The following is a 15,653-nucleotide window of genomic DNA, read 5'->3' on the forward strand; positions in this document are numbered from 1 at the left end:
GCCTCAAAAACCGCGACCTTGGCCGCGTTCCCACAGCCGGCCACACCAACGACCAGTAACAATCAAGCACATCAGGGGGTCAAAATTCAGGCGACGCCAGGGGGTCAGAATTCGGCCGTCGTTGACAAGTGCCTCAACAAGGCAGAGGTCCCACGGCGCGTCATCGTCTTCCGAATGCCGACCCGATGCTGCTGGACCTCCCTCCACATCCACCTGGCTTATCGATCCGGCGTACCGCTCATCTCCGCCGTCTGGCAGCGTGGCCGCCAAGTGGTGTCCTAGCCGACTCCACGCAGGACTCGCACGGTCGCGACCACGTCCGGCTCTTCGTTGAAGTAGTGGAAGCCGAAGCGGATCCGGTCACTCAGGAGGGTGGCTCGCACGCCGTGCTCGCGCAGCCGTAGGGCGAGGTGGTCGGCCTGGGCGGTGTGGAGCGCGACGATGTGAGATTCCGGTCCGTCGGTTACCCGCCATAGGCTGATCGCCCGCGCCTGGTCGGTCAGTCGCCCCCTTGAGCCGGGCGAGGCGCCGAGGGTGTCGAGCCGGACTGTCGAACGGAGCGTGGGGAAGAGCTCTCGGAACCATACCGAGGTGATCGGGCGAGAGATCACCGCTGCGGCACCGCGGCCATGCCTTCGATCTCGACCGTCGGCTCAGGAGCGGCCAGCGCGGCCATCACCGCGAGTGAGTGGGCAGGCCCGTCACCCTCCGGGCACCACCTGGCGCATCGGCGTGGGTGCATTCCGGGGTGCCGTGTACGGGTCGCTGCTGGCGGCTTCCGTGGTCGCCGGCTCTGCTGCGGAGGGCGGGCCGTCGTCCCCGGCGGAGCTGGTGATTCTGCTGATCTGTACGGGGGTGGTGTTCTGGATCACCCATGTCTACGTTCAGGTGGTGGGTTCCGGGTATCCCGCCAGGCCCCTCACCTGGGTGAATCTGCGGGCGGTGGCCAGGCGTGAATGGTCGCTGGCCCAGGCGTCGTTCCCACCCTCCATAGCCGCTGCTCTGGCGTCTGGGCTGGGCATGTCCAACACGGTCGCGGCTTGGGCGGCGCTATGTGTCGCGGTGGCGAATGGTCGGCTGGGCCGTCACGGCCGCGGCCAAGATCGGCTCTTCCCGAGGTGTCGTCGTCGTTTCCGGAATCGCCAACCTCCTCCCCGGCCTGGCCATCGTCGCCCTCAAGACCGTGGTCGCCGCCCATTGATTCCGCCTGGAGAGGTGGTTGCGGCACTGAATTATTCTGGCGTCGGCAACGCCGCAGGTCCAGATAGAGCGTCAGTAGCGACGAGAGTCCAGGCGTAGCGGACAGCTACTCTTGGCGGCCGCGCGCCATGGTGATTCAGTGGCAAGATCCGAGGCAGGAGGAGCTTGGCCCAAACGTCCCGACGAAGCGAGGTAAGGATGAAGTGAGCGGTGGTAACGGACGAGCTTAGGCTAGCCCGTGTCCAGAGGAAGAAGCGGTTGGCGCTTAGAGAGCTTTGACCGTCGGGGTTACGTTATGTAGATGTCTCCGGCCGGTTGCGTGACGAGTGTTCGTGGTGGGTTTATGCCGGAGGGATGAGGTATCCCGATGGTGGTGGGTTGACCGCGCAGGCGCGGGCTCGCCGGGAGCAGGTGCGGATGCGGGCGGTGGACCGCTTCGCTGAGGGTGCCACGGATGCACAGGTGGCGGTCGAGTTTCGCATCAGCCGGATGTCGGCCAATCGCTGGCGTCGCGCCTTTGACGCCGGGGGCCGGGAGGCGCTGCTGTCCAAGGGGCCGGGTGGCGAGAAGTGCAAGCTGACCGAGGCGCAGTTGGACAGGCTGCAGACGGCGTTGGACGAAGGGCCGGCCGCCTACGGCTGGGATGAGGATCAGTGCTGGACCTTGGCCCGGATCGCCGGGCTGGTCTGGGAGTTGTTCCGGGTGCCCTACACCCTGAGCGGGCTGGACTATCTGCTGCATCGGCTGGGTTGGAGCTGGCAGGTGCCGACCCGGCGGGCGGTCGAGCGCGACGATGCAGCGATCGCCGCCTGGCGTAACGACGTCTGGCCGGAGGGAAAAGAGCCGCGGCGGACCTGGACGCCTGGCTCTGTTTCCAAGACGAGGCCGGTCAAGGCCTGAGACCCCCGAAAGGCCGCAGCTGGGGGCGGCGTGGGGTGACGCCGGTGGTCACGGTATCGGGCAGCGGGTCGGGCACGGTGATGATCGCTGGGTTGATCGCCACCAAGCCCGGCCAGCTACCCCGGCTGATCTACCGGATCCGACTGCGGCGGGGCCGCAAGGGCGAGCGCAAGTCCTTCTCCGAGACCGACTACGCAGCCCTGCTCGATGCCGCCCACCAGCAACTGGGCGGCCCGATCGTGCTCGTGTGGGACAACTTGAACACCCATATCAGCGCGCGGATGCGGGAGCTGGTCGAGCGTCGCGCCTGGCTGACGGTCATCCGTTTACCCTCCTACGCCCCCGAGCTCAACCCGGTCGAGGCGGTTTGGGCCCATCTGAAACGGTCCCTGGCCAACCTGGCCAAGAAGACCTTGAACGAACTCGCCCGTCTGATCAAGACACGGCTGAAGAAGATGCAGTACCGCCCCCAGCTGATCAGCGGCTTCATCGCCAAGACCGGCCTCGACCTCAAGCCGCCATAACCTCAGCCTTTAAACCTCTCTAGCCGCCGACTCAGGAGCAATGAAGACGATGTCGAACAGTCAGCTAAGTGTTAGTTTTATCTGCCGCTCGGCTGGGACCGTCGCCGACGGAGGAAGGAAGCTCTCGAGCTCGGGCGAGAAGACAAATGAACGTTTCCTTGATGCATTGATAAAGGCTTGTCCTTGCTCGCGCAATATCATCCCAAGGGCTTTGTCTACTACTCCAAGAGAGAGTGCATTCACTAGATCGTGGTGGCGAAGTGCCATCTCGCGAAAATCGTTTACGCTAATTTTAGCGCTCTTAAAATATTCCTCCAATGTGATAGCCATGCGCCTCTTGTCGTCTGGTAGATCGGATGGCCATATCGATTCGCAGGCTTCGATAATCTGATTCCTGCCCGATGTTTAGGGAGCGGCATGCGTCCTTGGCGCGCAGACCGTCGTGTGCATGTTCGAAAACGGCCAGAATCTGCTGGTAGCAGCCAGGACCGGCTCGACCGGCCCCAGGATCATCCTTGGGTTCGTCCTGGGGCGTTATCCTCAGTCGTTATCTCCAGCAGTGTCTCGCGGGTGATCTTGGCATGACAAGACCTTCTCGGCCGCGTTCAGCTGTCTGGCGAGCTCGGTGGCTGGGCTGGGTAAGCGTTCGACCGCGCGTGCGCGGCCGCCTGGCGTGCTCCAGCCGTGCCAGCACTCCGCGCATCCCAACCCTCAGGCTACGCCGACAGTCCCAGCGCCGGGCCACTGCGCCAGGTGAGGGTGGTGATGCCAGGCAGGCGGCGGATCATTCTGTCGGTGCATCGAGCCGCGAGGGTATGTCCTGGCCCGCGTCGCCCATGCCCGGCTTTATAGCACCCGCCCGCAGTAATCAGCCAAGCTCTGCGCGCCGTCCGACTCAACCGGCAGTGGCCTTCGCATAGTGGAACACGTCGGGCGGGAGCGGGTGGTCCAGACGCCAGACGAAACGGATTGGTCGTTCGCCTTCGTGGCTGACGTAGCGCATGGGACCGGCGTAGGTGTACGGCGGCGCGCCCAGCCCTTCGTCACGCTTGGACTGGCGGATCAGCAGGTGAACTGTGGACTCGCCAGCTAGGTAGCGGCGAGAGGTTGCGGCGGAGGAGCGCAGGGTGCTCTGCGATTCCCACTGGAACAGCTCCTCGCTGATCGCCCGATCGTGGTACAGCGTGGTCGGGGAGTAGTGGTCTTCAGCTTTGTCGATGGTGACGAAAAACAGGTCCGCCTTGTGCTCCTCAACGTATTTGACGCCCTCGCGCATATGGGCGGGCTTGTCGACGCCGAATGCGGCCAGGACTTCGTTCTTGCTGTAGCGGGCATGGACGTGCAACGGCACGATCGGGTCCAGCTGCGGGGCAACGTGACGAATCCCTGAGTGCAGCACGCCGGCTAGTTCTCGAAGCTCCATAGCCCGAGCACCGGTGAGCTGCGCGAGTCTGGCCTCCATGCCGGAGGCAGGTTGGGTACCGCCCCACAACATGACGTCCAGCATGGCCAGGAGACGCAGCTCGCGGGGTGAGCGCGGAGTTCGGCCGTTCAGCACTTCGGTCAGGAAGGCGAGGCGCTCGACGTCGTCGATATGCAGCATCCGGCTGAAGGCACGGCCCAACTGCTCATCTGGGGTATCTGCTCCAAGGCCCGCGGCGTACCGGAGGGAGGCCCATCCCTGCCGCCGTCGGTAGAGGTCCTCCACATCCAGTCCGGTCTCGTCCAAGAACCGCGCCAGAGTGACATCGCCGAGATCGCGCAGCTCGCGAGACAGGTCCTTCCAATTGAGGCTGAGTGCTTGCCGTACGTTCTCAAGGACAAGGCGGCGTACGTCGCGGTCCAGGTCAATAACGCAACCGGCAGGCAAGGTGGGAAAGCCCTGCTCGATCTCGCGGGCGATTCCGGTACGACTGGCACCGGTGAGCGCCCGGTAGCGCCGATCGAAGCGAAACTGTTTGTGCTGGTTGCCAACGAAGTCGAGCACCGTCAGGCACGGCTTGTCATCGGACAGCCGCAGGCCACGGCCGAGCTGCTGCAGGAAGACAGTGGCACTGTCGGTGGGGCGCAAGAAGAGTACGGTGTCGATCTCTGGAACATCGACGCCCTCGTTGAAGAGGTCAACGGTGAACACTGCGTTGATCCGGCGTGCTCTCAGGTCGCGCAACGCTTGGGAACGATCGCTCGGCGAGCTCTGCGCCGTGACTGCAACCGACGGGAGCCCAGCTCGGGTGAAGCGGTCGGCCATAAAGCGGGCGTGATCGATGCTCACGCAGAACCCGAGGGCTCGCATTCGCCCGACGTCGCCGATCTTACGATTGAGCGTCTCCAACACAACGGCCACCCGACGGTCGTTGCCTGTGTAGACGCCGGACAACTGGCCTGTGTCGTAACCCTGTCCCCGACGCCAGTCGACCTGACGCAGATCGGTGCCGTCGTGGATTCCGAAGTACTGGAACGGCGCGAGTAGACCTCGCTCGAGTGCCTCCCACAACCGCAGCTCGGCCGCGATCCGACCGCCGAACCAGTGCTTGATGTCATGCCCGTCGGCGCGTTCTGGCGTCGCGGTCAGACCAAGCAGCACCCTTGGGTGCACGGTGGACAGCAAGCGCCGGTAGGTCGAAGCCTCGGCATGGTGGAATTCGTCCACGATTAATACGCCGAAGGCATCCGTCTCTGGCACCGGGTTGGCGTGCAGAGATTGGATCGAGGCGAACACGTGCCGCCATTGCTCGGGGCGCGCGCCGCCGACGTACAGTTCGCCAAATGTCTCGTCGCGCAGCACCTGGCGGAAGGTAAGCAGGCTCTGCCGCAAGATCTCCTCACGGTGGGCGACGAACAGCAGGGAGTCAGCCTGCCCGGCGTCACGTAGCCGGCGATAGTCCAGGGCAGCGACCACGGTCTTGCCGGTACCCGTGGCCATGACCACCAGGTTCTGCCATCGGTTGTGGATCTGGCGTTCGGCGGCGAGCTCGTCAAGGATCTCGCGCTGGTAAGGGTAAGGGCGGACATCGACGTGGGCGAAGTCGATAACGACCTGTCCGCTGCCAGAGCGCTCAGCCAACAAGGCACGTTCGAGCCGCTCGGCATCCTGCGCCGGGTCATACGGCTCGAACGAGGGGTCGCCCCAGTAGTCGTCGAAGGTAGCCGCGAAGGTGTCGATCAGATGTGGCTGCTCTGCTTGGGCGAGCCGTACGTTCCATTCCAGGCCATGACTGAGAGCCGTCTTGGACAGGTTCGAGGAGCCCACGTAGGCCGTGGACAAGCCTGACTTCCGGCGGAACAGCCACGCCTTAGCGTGTAGGCGAGTCATCCGGGTGTCGTAGGAGACGCGGATGTCGGCGCCCATGGCGGCCAGCCGGTCCACTGCGAGGCGGTCGGTGGCGCCGATGTAGGTGGTGGTCACCAACCTTAGTTGTCCGCCGCGCGCCAAGAATTCCTCGATCGCCTCTGCCAGCACCCGTACGCCGTTCCATTTCACGAAGGCGCACAGCAGGTCCACGCGATCTGCAGAGGCCAGCTCGTGCTTGAGCTCATGGCCGATCTCTGGTTGGCCCCTGCCGTTTACCAGCAACGCACTGCCTGTAAGAGGAATCACCGGACGCGCCGGAAATCGTACCTGCCCTGCTGCGTTCCGGCTTCTCGCGAAGGCCAGTAGTTCCTCGGCGGCCTCCACGAGTTCTTCAGGTGCGGCGGCCTCGGGCACGAGGTAGCCGATTAGATCGGCGATACGGTTGACGATCTCGACCTGTCGGGCCAGTCGTGCTGCGTCGGTTTCTCCTCGGACAGCGCGCAGCGCCCGGCGCGTTAGCGCGGCCAGATGCCGTGCCAGCGTCTCGTGGGAATCGGCGATATTCAATGATCGTCGGTCGATGAGCTCGCGGTCAGGGACTGCGCGTAGCAGGGCGCCCACTTGACGGGTGATTAGGTGTTCGTAGACGCCCGGCTCGAGATCACTCACGCCCGCGACTATAAGGCGTGGCGTGGCGACGTGAAGGTGTAAACGGCTTGCCGCCTAGCTCAGCAGTCGAACACCTCAGGCGACCATCCAAGGATCACGAGAGATCGAGGCTGACGCAGCTTTATCCGCGCGCTGTACCTGTTGTCCATCGTGCACGGTGGTTAGCTACATACTGCGGATTGATCCGATGCGACCGGTTCACGATGAGGGTCCCCTTGACCTGAGCAGTGCGGGCTTCGATCACCTTGAGATCATCGGACAGGTAAATAGCTCCGTTGTCGAACCGCACATGATCGTTCGGACAGAGGCAGAGGATGTTCTCGACAATATCGGGGCCATAGTGAGGACTGCCGATGGCCTGAATGTGGGCTCCCTCGCTGTAGCGGCCGCCGGCCACTTCTACTGCCAGCCCACAGATTTGGCACTCGTGGTCGTACCAGGCTTTAACCTGCTGGACAACCTTGGTGCTGCGGACGATTCGCTGGACCACGGTCTCGATCACCGGGGCAGGGCCTGGGGTGTTCGTGACCCCATCAAGCGTGCTCTGAAGAGGAGGGGGCGTTGCCGTCGTAGATGCCTCGTCTGGGAGCTTGACTAGGGTGAATTGCCAGATCCGGAATCCATCGATGCCGACCTTCGCCCCGTGGGACTCCACGCGAAACAGGCCGTCGTACCGGAGGCCCGAGGCAGGAGCATGAGGCGAGTCAGGGTTACGGCCCCGGACCACACGGACGGGCAGCCCCTCGAGTTCACTGCGGACCAATCCGGCGTTACCCGGATCGGATAACTCCTGATCGCTGACCTGCCGGCGTGTGTCTGCGTCGCGACCGCCGTGGCCCGTGTAGACGATGGTGTCGCCGTAGTCCTTGTCGTCCACGTACCCGCCGGAGACCACGATGGAGTCGGCGCCGTCTTTTCCTGTTCCCGAGATGCCTGCCTGGAGCGGAGCGTGGACGCCCGCATCGTGCAGCGCCCGCCGATTCACGTACTTCGTCCCTGCGGGTTGGCCCTTAATGTGCCCAAAGATCCTCGCCATGTCGACATAACTAACATGGGCGTCAAATGGTTCCAAGCAGACAGGGTCATCTCGTGTTGGCAATCAGGATTTCCCAAAAGCCTACGTGGCTGACATCTCTGGTGGCCGCTCACCTCCGTGATGTGACACGGTCGAGGGAAGGTGTCCTGTTCGTTTGCCGGGACGAACGTTGATCCAGATTCGGTTCCTTGCTCACCTGTCTTCAGCCCGATCGGGAGGCGACCGGATGTGCTTGATCCGGTTTGACGGGCATCTGAGATCAGGGGTTCGCCCCCGGAAGGATGTCGATGATGGAGAGCCTGGCGAAGAAGAAGCCGTGTCCTCACTGCTCGTCAAGCGACTGGACGCTCCATGGGATCGGCCTGGAAGCGTGTCGATGTGGATCTACGGCTTGCCGGGCCAGTTCTCCCGGGGTGCAACGAAGGTCCCCCGCCCCTGGATCGTGACGACCCAGCCTTCCTCTCGCAGGAGCTCCATGGCACGCCGGACTGAACCACGAGCAATGCCGTGCTTCTGCTGCAGCGAACTCTCGGAAGGCACCAGCTGCCGCTCCGCCAAGTCGCCGGCCTTGATTTTCTCTCTGATGATCCCCGCCAACTGCTCATAGATCGGCGTCGGGTCAAGCTGGTCGACTGTCACAGACAACACGTTAGAGACGAGTAGTCATGGGACTTACGCCTGGTACGGGCTAGACGTACTAGACGTTATGAACGAGTTGCACGTACGCTGCAGAGAAACGACGAGCCCGCCCCAGCGATGGAAGCGCCGAGGCGGGCTCTTGATCGGACACGGGAGGTCCGACCCATGGGTAACCCAACCACGGATGAGCGATTCGCACCTCACCTGATGTCGGAGGTCCAGGCCGTGCTGGAGAAACACGGCTATCAGCTGCCCCCAGGAAGCAACTACATCCACGAACTCGTCATGGCCCGTGTCGACGTCGCGCTCAGGAACCTCGTCGAGGTCTTCGAGGGGAGAACCGCGTGACATGACGGAGATCCCTGACTTCCATGGCCCGCACTTCGGGCCTCCGCAGGCCAACCACGTAAAGCTGACCTGGTACGCACCAACCGATCGGGCACGGTGGATCCGCGTGGTCTCGCATTCTTGCGAGTGCGGCAGGACGTTGTACGAGCTGTGCGCCGCCGGTGGCCAAGGGTTCGTACGCCGAACGGACCGCGCCGAGGGCACCACCTACGAAACCGCGTGGATGTTGACCGCGGCGGCGAGGAGTCTGTACGAACGGATCCTGCGCGGCGAGGCGCGATGAGACTGGCACGGCGGACGGTGTCCTAATGCGCGTCGGGGCAAGACCGCCCTGTGGACGGAGACGAGTTTCTCCTGGTAGTCGGCCATCACGATCGCGGTACACGGCCACGAGTCCTCTCGGTGGGCCTCGTTTCGGGCGGTCTTACATCGAGTAGGCGCCGGAGGCGAGGGCGATGATGCCGCCCACGGTCATCAGCAGCGTCGAGCCGGGGTGCATGGTGATCGAGATGCGGATGTCCTGCTTCTTCCAGGCGAGCCAGACGCCCGGGTAGAGGAAGACGAGCTTCGACAGGACCGTCCAGGGGGCCCAGAAGTGGTACACCGAGAAGAAGAAGGTGTTGAAGAACGGGGCCCACTTGCCGAGCTGCGGGAGGCGGGGCAGCAGGAAGCCGCGGAAGTAGTACTCCTCGAGCAGGGGCAGGGTGAAGCCGGTGAACGGCGCGCAGATGAGCAGCGTGGTGAGCACGAGCTCCTGCGAGTAGCCCTGGAGGTAGGCGGTGCCGTCGGGGCCGGCGCCCTGGTAGTTCACCCAGGTGAAGAACCAGTCGTAGACGATGTTGTCCAGCGGGGTCAGCGAGAGCGAGACCACGGTCATCCACACGAGGCACGCGGCCCCGAGCCAGAAGACCTTGCCGCGCGAGAGCGGCTTGTCGCGGTAGTGGACGACGCCCTTCATCGTGAAGCGGCCGTTCTGCTTCTTGCCCAGCCACAGCAGGAATAGCTGGAGCGGGAAGAGCACAACCGCGAGGGCGATGGCCCAGGCCATGAAGATCGGGAAGTTCATCGTCCGGACCAGGGGGGCGGCGATGAACGCGTACACGGCGACGATGACCGCGCCGGGCACTAGGTGCAGTGCGATGGAGAGCGGGACGGAGTGACGGTCGGCGAGGAGCTTCGCGACGAAGCCTTTCGGCTGGGCGCCTTGGGTGCCGGCCGGGGGCTGCATTGATGTGTCCATGCCGAGAATCGTGGGCCCGCGACCAAACACGGAGCTGACATGGACCTGATACGGCTTCGAGTCGCCGTGAAAGGTGCAGGTTACGGTGGGTGCGGACCGGGCGGGAGCTATCGGGCCGCTCCCGCGTCGAGGGTTCGACGGGGATCGGAATTGTCTCCAGGAGCGTCGTCGTCCGGAGCCGCCGACGGAGCGGTCAGGGACGTGGCGCGCTGGTCGAAGAACAGGCGGGCGACCAAGTCACCCCGGGAAACCGGTGCCGGACTTGGCGAAGATCGACTTCAAATGGTCCTGAACGGTGTAAGCCGCCATGTGAAGCCGGTTGGCGATCTGTCTGGTCGGCAGCCCTTGCGCGACGAGTTCGGTGACCCGCCTCTCTCGCTGAGTCAGCCCGTACATGTCGGCCAGCAAAGGTGCCATCTCGGCCGGCCGGGCCACTGCGAGCAGCACTGCGACTGGCGCCAGCGGGCCCTCGCCCAACAGGGACGCACGGACGATCACCCAACGGTCCGTCCGAGTTCGGACGCGCGCTCGGGCCAGCCCGACGTCGGCAACCCGCTCCCCCTGCCGGCGATAGCACGAGCCCGGCCGGCGACGGAGCGGATCACGAGCGGCAGCCTGGTGCCGGCTCGTTCCCCGATTCCGAGTTCGTCGACCCAGTGCTCGGCCTCCCGATCGGCGAGGTCGACACCGTCCTGGGGATCCAGTACGAGCATTCCGGTGTCAAGGCGGTCGGCACACGCATCATCCAGCAGGAGCGCCCGGCGCAGTCCGTCCGAGATCAACCCGGTGAGCGATGAAAGGAGCCGAACCTCGGACAACGAGAAGTATGGGCCGTCCGTCTCGCGGAAGATGGTTAGCGCGCCCCACGTGCCGGTGCTGCTGGAGAGGACGACCCGAAGCTCGTCGGAATAGCCCGCGGGACGTCGGACCTCTCGCTGACGGCGGCTGAGGTCGAGATCGCCTGCGGTAGCGTCGCTCAGGCTCGCCGCGGTTGTGCCCGCGCGCGCCATGTCGACCCACTTGGTGTAGTCCGGTTCGCGCAATTCGATCTCGACGAGCCGACTGATCGAATCCGCGGGCAGCCCGTTCTCGACGAACTCCGCAGTCGGGCAGCATGGTGGCCGGGTCCATGGTCATCAGGCAGGAACCCTCCGACGGCACCGCGGCATTCAGGGCATCGCTCACCGCGCGCCAGTAGTGCTCCACGGGCATCCCGCGGTGAACCAGTCGCACGAGGTCGTCGCGGACCCGTTCGCGCATCGCCTGGGCGTAGACCATGGTCAAGCGTTGCCGGACCCCAGAAATATGGGATACCCGTGAGAACCGCAGTCGCGGGACGCTGATTGCACAAGACGGAGGAGTCGCGATGAGAACATTGCACGTCGGGCTGCGAGTGGCCGACCTCGCACGGTCGCTGGCGTTCTATGAGGCCATCGGCTACGGGGTCGTCGGGAGCGTGCCCGAGACGCCGATCGGGCATCTCACCATGCTCAAGCTGCCGGACGACGAGTTCGTCACCCTCGAACTCGTTCACGACGGCAAGCCGGTCGAAAGCGGCACCGATCTGAGCCACCTCGTCGTGAAGGTCGAGTCGATGGCGGACATTCTGGATGCCCTTGCCTCACGTGGGATCGAGCCCGTCGGCCCAGGTCAGAAAAGTGAGGACGGCCTGGAGACGGCGTTTGCCGCCGACCCGGACGGCCGCCGGATCGAACTCGTCCAGTGGCCTCCCGGCCACGCCGACGGCATGACCGCAGCCGATTGGCCGGACGACGGGGGCGACTCCGATGGGTGACGCGCCGATCCGTCTGTACACGTTACGAGGGGAAGCCCAGCACACAGCACCATCGGGTTCTCGGTTCGCCATCTGATGGGCAAGGTGCGCGGGACCTTCGAGGAGTTCACCGGTTTCGTGACGGCCGCCGAACGGTCAAGCGACTGCTCCGCGACCGCCACGATCGCAATGAGCTCAGTGAACACCGGAGTCCGGATGCGTGACGACGACCTCCGTTCCGCCAACTTCTTCGACGTCGACCGGCATCCCGATATGATCTTCGAAAGTACCGGCCTGGCCGTGAACGACGGACTGCCCTAACTCTGCGGCAAGCTAACGATCCGCGACATCACGCGCGACATCGCCATGGAAGTCGAGTTCCTCGGCCTTGATGAGACCGGACTGCAGGGCGAGCAGCGGATCGGGTTCTCGGCAACGACGACGATCCGCCGGTCTGACTTCGGCGTAGGCGCTGCCGGGGCTGGCCAGAAGGTCGTCGTCGGCGACAAGGTCACCGTCCAGCTCGACATCCAAGCCGTACTCGAACCCACAGTCTGACGTTGACCAGGGCTTTGGATCCGCAGTTCAACTCTACAGTCCTGATCACAAGCGGCCGCGGCGGCAGCTTGGCTGGGCACGGGCGTCGGCGGTGGCAAGCGCCCTGCCACCCGCGCCACGGCTTTGATCTGGGCAGCCGTCAAAAGCCAGAGAAACTAGAGGAACCAGGGATACGAGAGAAGGCAGAGAAGAAGAACAGGCCGATGACGATTCCGCTGTAGCCGACGTCGGCGTTGCCCGCGGGCATGGCGCTGGTCGGGTCCTGCGGGTCGTAGAGCACCTCGGTCTCGTTGCCGATGCCAAGGCCAGAGGGGGTCGCTGCCTCGGTGGTGATTTCCTGCCCCTCCACGGTCGTGAAGGTCAGAACCGGCCACTGCGTCGCCCTTAAGTTCTCCCCCTGCCCCACGAACGTGGTCCGGACGTCGCTGACCACGCCTGGCACCCGCTGCGCCTGCCGGACGAACTGCTTGCCGTCGATGATTCCCTTGATCGACTTTAGAATGATCACTGCTCCAAACGCCACGAACAGCAGCGGAAGATATGGGAACAGATCTCTCAACGCGGATCTCCTTGGGTCGCCTGCATCTTAGAACGTCCTAGAAGACCGTAGGTTCCCGCTGTCAGTCGATGAGGAACTCGGCGTCGGCGTAGCGGTGGCTCTGGGCGCGATGCGGTCACACGTTCCGACAAGGTCGGCACCCAGCACGGTCATGTGTTGGCTGCCTTGCGCACGCGTAACGGATGCGGATGGCTCGGCGATAGCTACTTTCGGTTGATGTTGCAGGTGCAGCCGAGAAGAGCGCGCCTAACAGCTGGTTTGTTGACAGCTGCGTCATCGAGTTGACCGATCGAGGCGTGGCCATCGTGCTTCTCGGCTGATCGCGAAGTACCCGGGAGCTAGGGGAGACGACGTGAAGGCCACCGAGACCACGCTTCGCAAGCTCATCCAGGGAGACCAGCAGTTGCTGGTCCCGCTCTACCAGCGCCAATACACGTGGGAACGCCCACAACTCGTCCAGCTGTGGGCCGACCTCAAGACCCAGGTTGACGTCCTGGCCGAGGGGCAGCAGGACGCCCCCAGTCACTTCCTGGGATCTGTGGTGCTGGCCCCAGGGCCGGAGCTGGCGCCGAGCCGGTCTCAATGGATCGTGGTGGACGGCCAGCAACGACTGACCACGCTGATGTTGGCACTCTGCGCGATTCGCGACCACCTGGTGGCCGAGGACCCGGGACACCGGGAGCGAATCGACGAGTTGCACCTGATCAACAAGTTCCAGCGTGGTGAGATGCGTTATCGGTTGCTGCCCACGCAGGGGGACCGGGCGGCCTTCAAGGCCTGTGTCGATGGGGTGCCGGAGGGTAAGACCGACAGCCTGGTCGGCAACGCGTACCAGTTCTTCAAGACCATGCTGGTGGAGTTCGACGACCCGGCCGATCCCCATGACATCGACCGGGTGGAGACAGTGCTCCTGGACCGGCTCAATCTGGTGCAGATCCTGGTGGAGAAGGACGACAACGCCTTTCGCATCTTCGAGTCGATCAATAACACGGGGATGCGACTCAGCCAGGTCGACCTGATCCGCAACTACGTGTTCATGTGCCTTCCCACGCTCGGACAGCATGTCTACGACGACTACTGGAAGCCGACCCAGGACCTACTCGATCCCAAGGCGCTGGAACAGCTGATGTACCTGGTGCTGGTCCTCAAGGAGGGTGATGAGGCCCAGTACAACGCCGTCTACCGGGGCCACCAGCAGCTCCTGCTGGAGCTGGCGGGCGACGAGGCGAAGGTCGAGCAGTACGTCAAGGATCTGCACCGCCGTGCCCGTCATCTGAAGCAGATCCTCAACCCGGAGGGCGATTCGCTGGTCGCGGCGCGGTTGCGCTTCCTCAAGGAATGGCAGGCTTCCACCGCCTACCCGCTGGCGATGCGACTGCTGGAGTTCCGTGAGGACGATCTCATCACCGACGAGGAGGCAGCCCAAGCGCTGTTGTACGTCGAGAGCTTCCTGGTCCGCCGCCTGATCGCCGGGGTGACCACCAGCAATCTGAACCGCATCTTCCAGCGGCTGGCCGTACAACTGACCGCCGAGGAGGACGTGCCGCAGACGGTGCGGGCCGCGTTGTCACCGGCCCGCCTGTACTGGCCGTCCGATGCGCAGCTACGCGAGGAGATCCGCAGCCGTGCCTTCTACTGGCAGGGCCGTACGGCACAGCAGAAGCTGGTCCTGCGCCGCATCGAGGAGTCGCTGGGGAGCAAGGAACGGGTGGACCTGGCCGACAAGCGGATCACCATCGAGCATGTCCTGCCGCAGTCGATGACCGCCGACTGGCTGAACGAGCTGTCCGGTGAAGGCGATGCCGCCGATCTACTGCACCGGCAGCTGGTACACACCCTGGGCAACCTCACCCTGAGCGGCTACAACTCCGAGCTGAGCAACAATTCGTTCGCCACCAAGCGTACGCAGCTCGGACAGAGCGGGCTGGTGATGAACCAGGAGATCGCCACCTGCGAGCGCTGGGGCAAAGCCGAAATCCTGGCCCGCGCTGATCGGCTGGCTGAGCGGGCGATCGTCCTCTGGCCCGGCCCCGAGGAGACCGACCGGGGCAGCGCCGCCTCCCGCGACTGGACCCTGTTGCATAACGCCCTGGCAGCCCTGCCCCCCGCCACCTGGACCTCCTACTCGGATCTGGCCGAGCTGATCGGCTCACACGCGGTTCCCGTGGGGGTGCATCTGGCTACGGTCCAGGTCCTCAATGCCCACCGGGTGCTCACCAAGTCCGGGCAGGTGTCTGAGGGCTTCCGCTGGAGCGACCCGGACGACGAACGCGATATCCGTGACGTCCTGCGCGCCGAGGGCATCACGCTCGACGAGTCCGGCCGTGCGGTCGCCGATCAGCACGTCAGCGTGCGCGAGCTCGCCGAATTGCTCGGTCTGCCCGCCGCCGAGGACCTGGCCGAGTCCGAACTGGCGGGGGAGCATGACACGGACCTGGAGGTCGTCGGTGAACATGAGCAGCGCTTCGTGCGCCAGCTCAACGAGCAGAGCGGCCCGCAGGCTGCCGGCGCGGTCCAGCGGGTGTTGGAGCACTGGCGAACACGCGGCGGCGAGGTGCAGTACGGCACTGCCGCTGGTGCCTCCTGCGCGCCGATCGTCAAGATCGATGGAAAGCCGGCCAACGTCATTCGTTTCTACGCCAAGACCTTCGAGATCCCCTTCGGGACACTCAAGAAACGGCCACCCTTCGACGACCCGGCATTGCGTGAGGAGCTTCGGCAGCGGCTCAATGACGCGCCGGGTGTGGACATCCCTGTGGCCAAGCTGGAGCTCTACCCCTCGATCAAGAACACCCAGCTGGCCAACATGGCGGTCTTCGACGTCATCGTCGCTGTTCTCGACTGGTTCACCGCGCGGGTAGCTGACTGAGTCGTCTTCGGCCCCGCTCTGGATCGTAGGAGCGGCCGCGATTGC

The 15,653-nt window shown here is 64.4% G+C and carries 16 protein-coding genes and 1 pseudogene; 8 read left to right on the plus strand and 9 right to left on the minus strand.

Features of this window, described 5'->3' with window-relative positions:
• Nucleotides 1–278: 278 nt before the first annotated feature.
• On the minus strand, nucleotides 279–611 hold the full coding sequence (locus LDL49_RS41750) for a hypothetical protein (protein ID WP_225300225.1): 333 nt from the start codon (nucleotides 609–611) through the stop codon (nucleotides 279–281).
• A 443-nt stretch (nucleotides 612–1,054) separates the two neighbouring features.
• Between LDL49_RS41750 and LDL49_RS41755 the strand changes: the two genes are divergently transcribed.
• The 3 genes from LDL49_RS41755 to LDL49_RS41765 all read left to right on the plus strand — a co-directional run bounded on the left by LDL49_RS41755 (nucleotide 1,055) and on the right by LDL49_RS41765 (nucleotide 2,624).
• On the plus strand, nucleotides 1,055–1,201 hold the full coding sequence (locus LDL49_RS41755; protein ID WP_225300227.1) for a hypothetical protein: 147 nt from the start codon (nucleotides 1,055–1,057) through the stop codon (nucleotides 1,199–1,201).
• Between the two features lie 377 nt (nucleotides 1,202–1,578).
• Nucleotides 1,579–2,100 (plus strand): helix-turn-helix domain-containing protein, encoded by a 522-nt coding sequence (locus tag LDL49_RS41760; protein ID WP_225300229.1) that lies wholly within the window; start codon nucleotides 1,579–1,581, stop codon nucleotides 2,098–2,100.
• Complete coding sequence (locus LDL49_RS41765) at nucleotides 2,097–2,624, plus strand: transposase (RefSeq protein WP_372470617.1); 528 nt, start codon at nucleotides 2,097–2,099, stop codon at nucleotides 2,622–2,624. Before LDL49_RS41760 ends, LDL49_RS41765 begins: the two co-directional genes overlap by 4 nt.
• 60 nt (nucleotides 2,625–2,684) lie before the next feature.
• Here LDL49_RS41765 and LDL49_RS41770 read toward each other — a convergent pair whose 3' ends face one another.
• The 4 genes from LDL49_RS41770 to LDL49_RS41785 all read right to left on the minus strand — a co-directional run bounded on the left by LDL49_RS41770 (nucleotide 2,685) and on the right by LDL49_RS41785 (nucleotide 8,260).
• Entirely contained in the window at nucleotides 2,685–2,954 is a 270-nt protein-coding gene (locus LDL49_RS41770) for a hypothetical protein (RefSeq protein WP_225300231.1), read from the minus strand.
• 565 nt (nucleotides 2,955–3,519) lie between these two features.
• A complete protein-coding gene (locus LDL49_RS41775; protein WP_225300232.1) occupies nucleotides 3,520–6,585 on the minus strand; it encodes a DEAD/DEAH box helicase in 3,066 nt (1,021 codons plus the stop codon).
• A 121-nt stretch (nucleotides 6,586–6,706) separates the two neighbouring features.
• Nucleotides 6,707–7,657 (minus strand): YDG/SRA domain-containing protein, encoded by a 951-nt coding sequence (locus LDL49_RS41780; protein ID WP_225300234.1) that lies wholly within the window; start codon nucleotides 7,655–7,657, stop codon nucleotides 6,707–6,709.
• Between the two features lie 348 nt (nucleotides 7,658–8,005).
• A complete protein-coding gene (locus LDL49_RS41785) occupies nucleotides 8,006–8,260 on the minus strand; it encodes a GntR family transcriptional regulator (RefSeq protein WP_225300236.1) in 255 nt (84 codons plus the stop codon).
• Between the two features lie 165 nt (nucleotides 8,261–8,425).
• Between LDL49_RS41785 and LDL49_RS41790 the strand changes: the two genes are divergently transcribed.
• On the plus strand, nucleotides 8,426–8,608 hold the full coding sequence (locus LDL49_RS41790) for a hypothetical protein (RefSeq protein ID WP_225300238.1): 183 nt from the start codon (nucleotides 8,426–8,428) through the stop codon (nucleotides 8,606–8,608).
• Nucleotide 8,609: 1 nt separating this feature from the next.
• Nucleotides 8,610–8,891: a hypothetical protein gene (locus tag LDL49_RS41795; protein ID WP_225300240.1), complete on the plus strand. Its 282-nt coding sequence runs from the start codon at nucleotides 8,610–8,612 to the stop codon at nucleotides 8,889–8,891.
• A 141-nt stretch (nucleotides 8,892–9,032) separates the two neighbouring features.
• On the opposite strand, the gene LDL49_RS41800 is transcribed toward LDL49_RS41795, so the two are convergent.
• The 3 genes from LDL49_RS41800 to LDL49_RS41810 all read right to left on the minus strand — a co-directional run bounded on the left by LDL49_RS41800 (nucleotide 9,033) and on the right by LDL49_RS41810 (nucleotide 10,891).
• Nucleotides 9,033–9,848, minus strand: a complete 816-nt coding sequence (locus LDL49_RS41800; RefSeq protein WP_225300242.1) for a CPBP family intramembrane glutamic endopeptidase — start codon at nucleotides 9,846–9,848, stop codon at nucleotides 9,033–9,035.
• 237 nt (nucleotides 9,849–10,085) lie between these two features.
• Nucleotides 10,086–10,346: a helix-turn-helix domain-containing protein gene (locus LDL49_RS58735; RefSeq protein WP_225300244.1), complete on the minus strand. Its 261-nt coding sequence runs from the start codon at nucleotides 10,344–10,346 to the stop codon at nucleotides 10,086–10,088.
• Complete coding sequence (locus LDL49_RS41810) at nucleotides 10,343–10,891, minus strand: hypothetical protein (protein ID WP_225300246.1); 549 nt, start codon at nucleotides 10,889–10,891, stop codon at nucleotides 10,343–10,345. The genes LDL49_RS58735 and LDL49_RS41810 overlap by 4 nt, the downstream gene beginning before the upstream one ends.
• A gap of 323 nt (nucleotides 10,892–11,214) precedes the next feature.
• Here LDL49_RS41810 and LDL49_RS41815 point away from each other — a divergent pair, with 323 nt between their 5' ends.
• On the plus strand, nucleotides 11,215–11,643 hold the full coding sequence (locus LDL49_RS41815; protein ID WP_225300248.1) for a VOC family protein: 429 nt from the start codon (nucleotides 11,215–11,217) through the stop codon (nucleotides 11,641–11,643).
• An 84-nt stretch (nucleotides 11,644–11,727) separates the two neighbouring features.
• A pseudogene (locus LDL49_RS41820) lies at nucleotides 11,728–12,180 on the plus strand (YceI family protein).
• A gap of 139 nt (nucleotides 12,181–12,319) precedes the next feature.
• Here the strand turns inward: LDL49_RS41820 and LDL49_RS41825 are convergent.
• On the minus strand, nucleotides 12,320–12,739 hold the full coding sequence (locus LDL49_RS41825; RefSeq protein WP_225300251.1) for a DUF3592 domain-containing protein: 420 nt from the start codon (nucleotides 12,737–12,739) through the stop codon (nucleotides 12,320–12,322).
• Nucleotides 12,740–13,091: 352 nt separating this feature from the next.
• On the opposite strand from LDL49_RS41825, the gene LDL49_RS41830 reads away from it, so the two are divergent.
• Nucleotides 13,092–15,608 carry a DUF262 domain-containing protein gene (locus tag LDL49_RS41830; RefSeq protein WP_225300253.1) on the plus strand — a complete coding sequence of 839 codons (2,517 nt, stop codon included), beginning with the start codon at nucleotides 13,092–13,094 and terminating at the stop codon, nucleotides 15,606–15,608.
• Nucleotides 15,609–15,653: the final 45 nt, after the last annotated feature.

The organism is Nonomuraea aurantiaca, from assembly GCF_020215705.1.
Taxonomy (GTDB): Bacteria; Actinomycetota; Actinomycetes; order Streptosporangiales; family Streptosporangiaceae; genus Nonomuraea; species Nonomuraea aurantiaca.

Bases quoted from the DNA above. Each gene is read 5' to 3' on its own strand.
- LDL49_RS41795 (WP_225300240.1), top strand. From the start codon at position 8,610: ATGACGGAGATCCCTGACTTCCATGGCCCGCACTTCGGGCCTCCGCAG.
- LDL49_RS41800 (WP_225300242.1), bottom strand. From the start codon at position 9,848: ATGGACACATCAATGCAGCCCCCGGCCGGCACCCAAGGCGCCCAGCCG.
- LDL49_RS41815 (WP_225300248.1), top strand. From the start codon at position 11,215: ATGAGAACATTGCACGTCGGGCTGCGAGTGGCCGACCTCGCACGGTCG.
- LDL49_RS41790 (WP_225300238.1), top strand. From the start codon at position 8,426: ATGGGTAACCCAACCACGGATGAGCGATTCGCACCTCACCTGATGTCG.
- LDL49_RS41770 (WP_225300231.1), bottom strand. From the start codon at position 2,954: ATGGCTATCACATTGGAGGAATATTTTAAGAGCGCTAAAATTAGCGTA.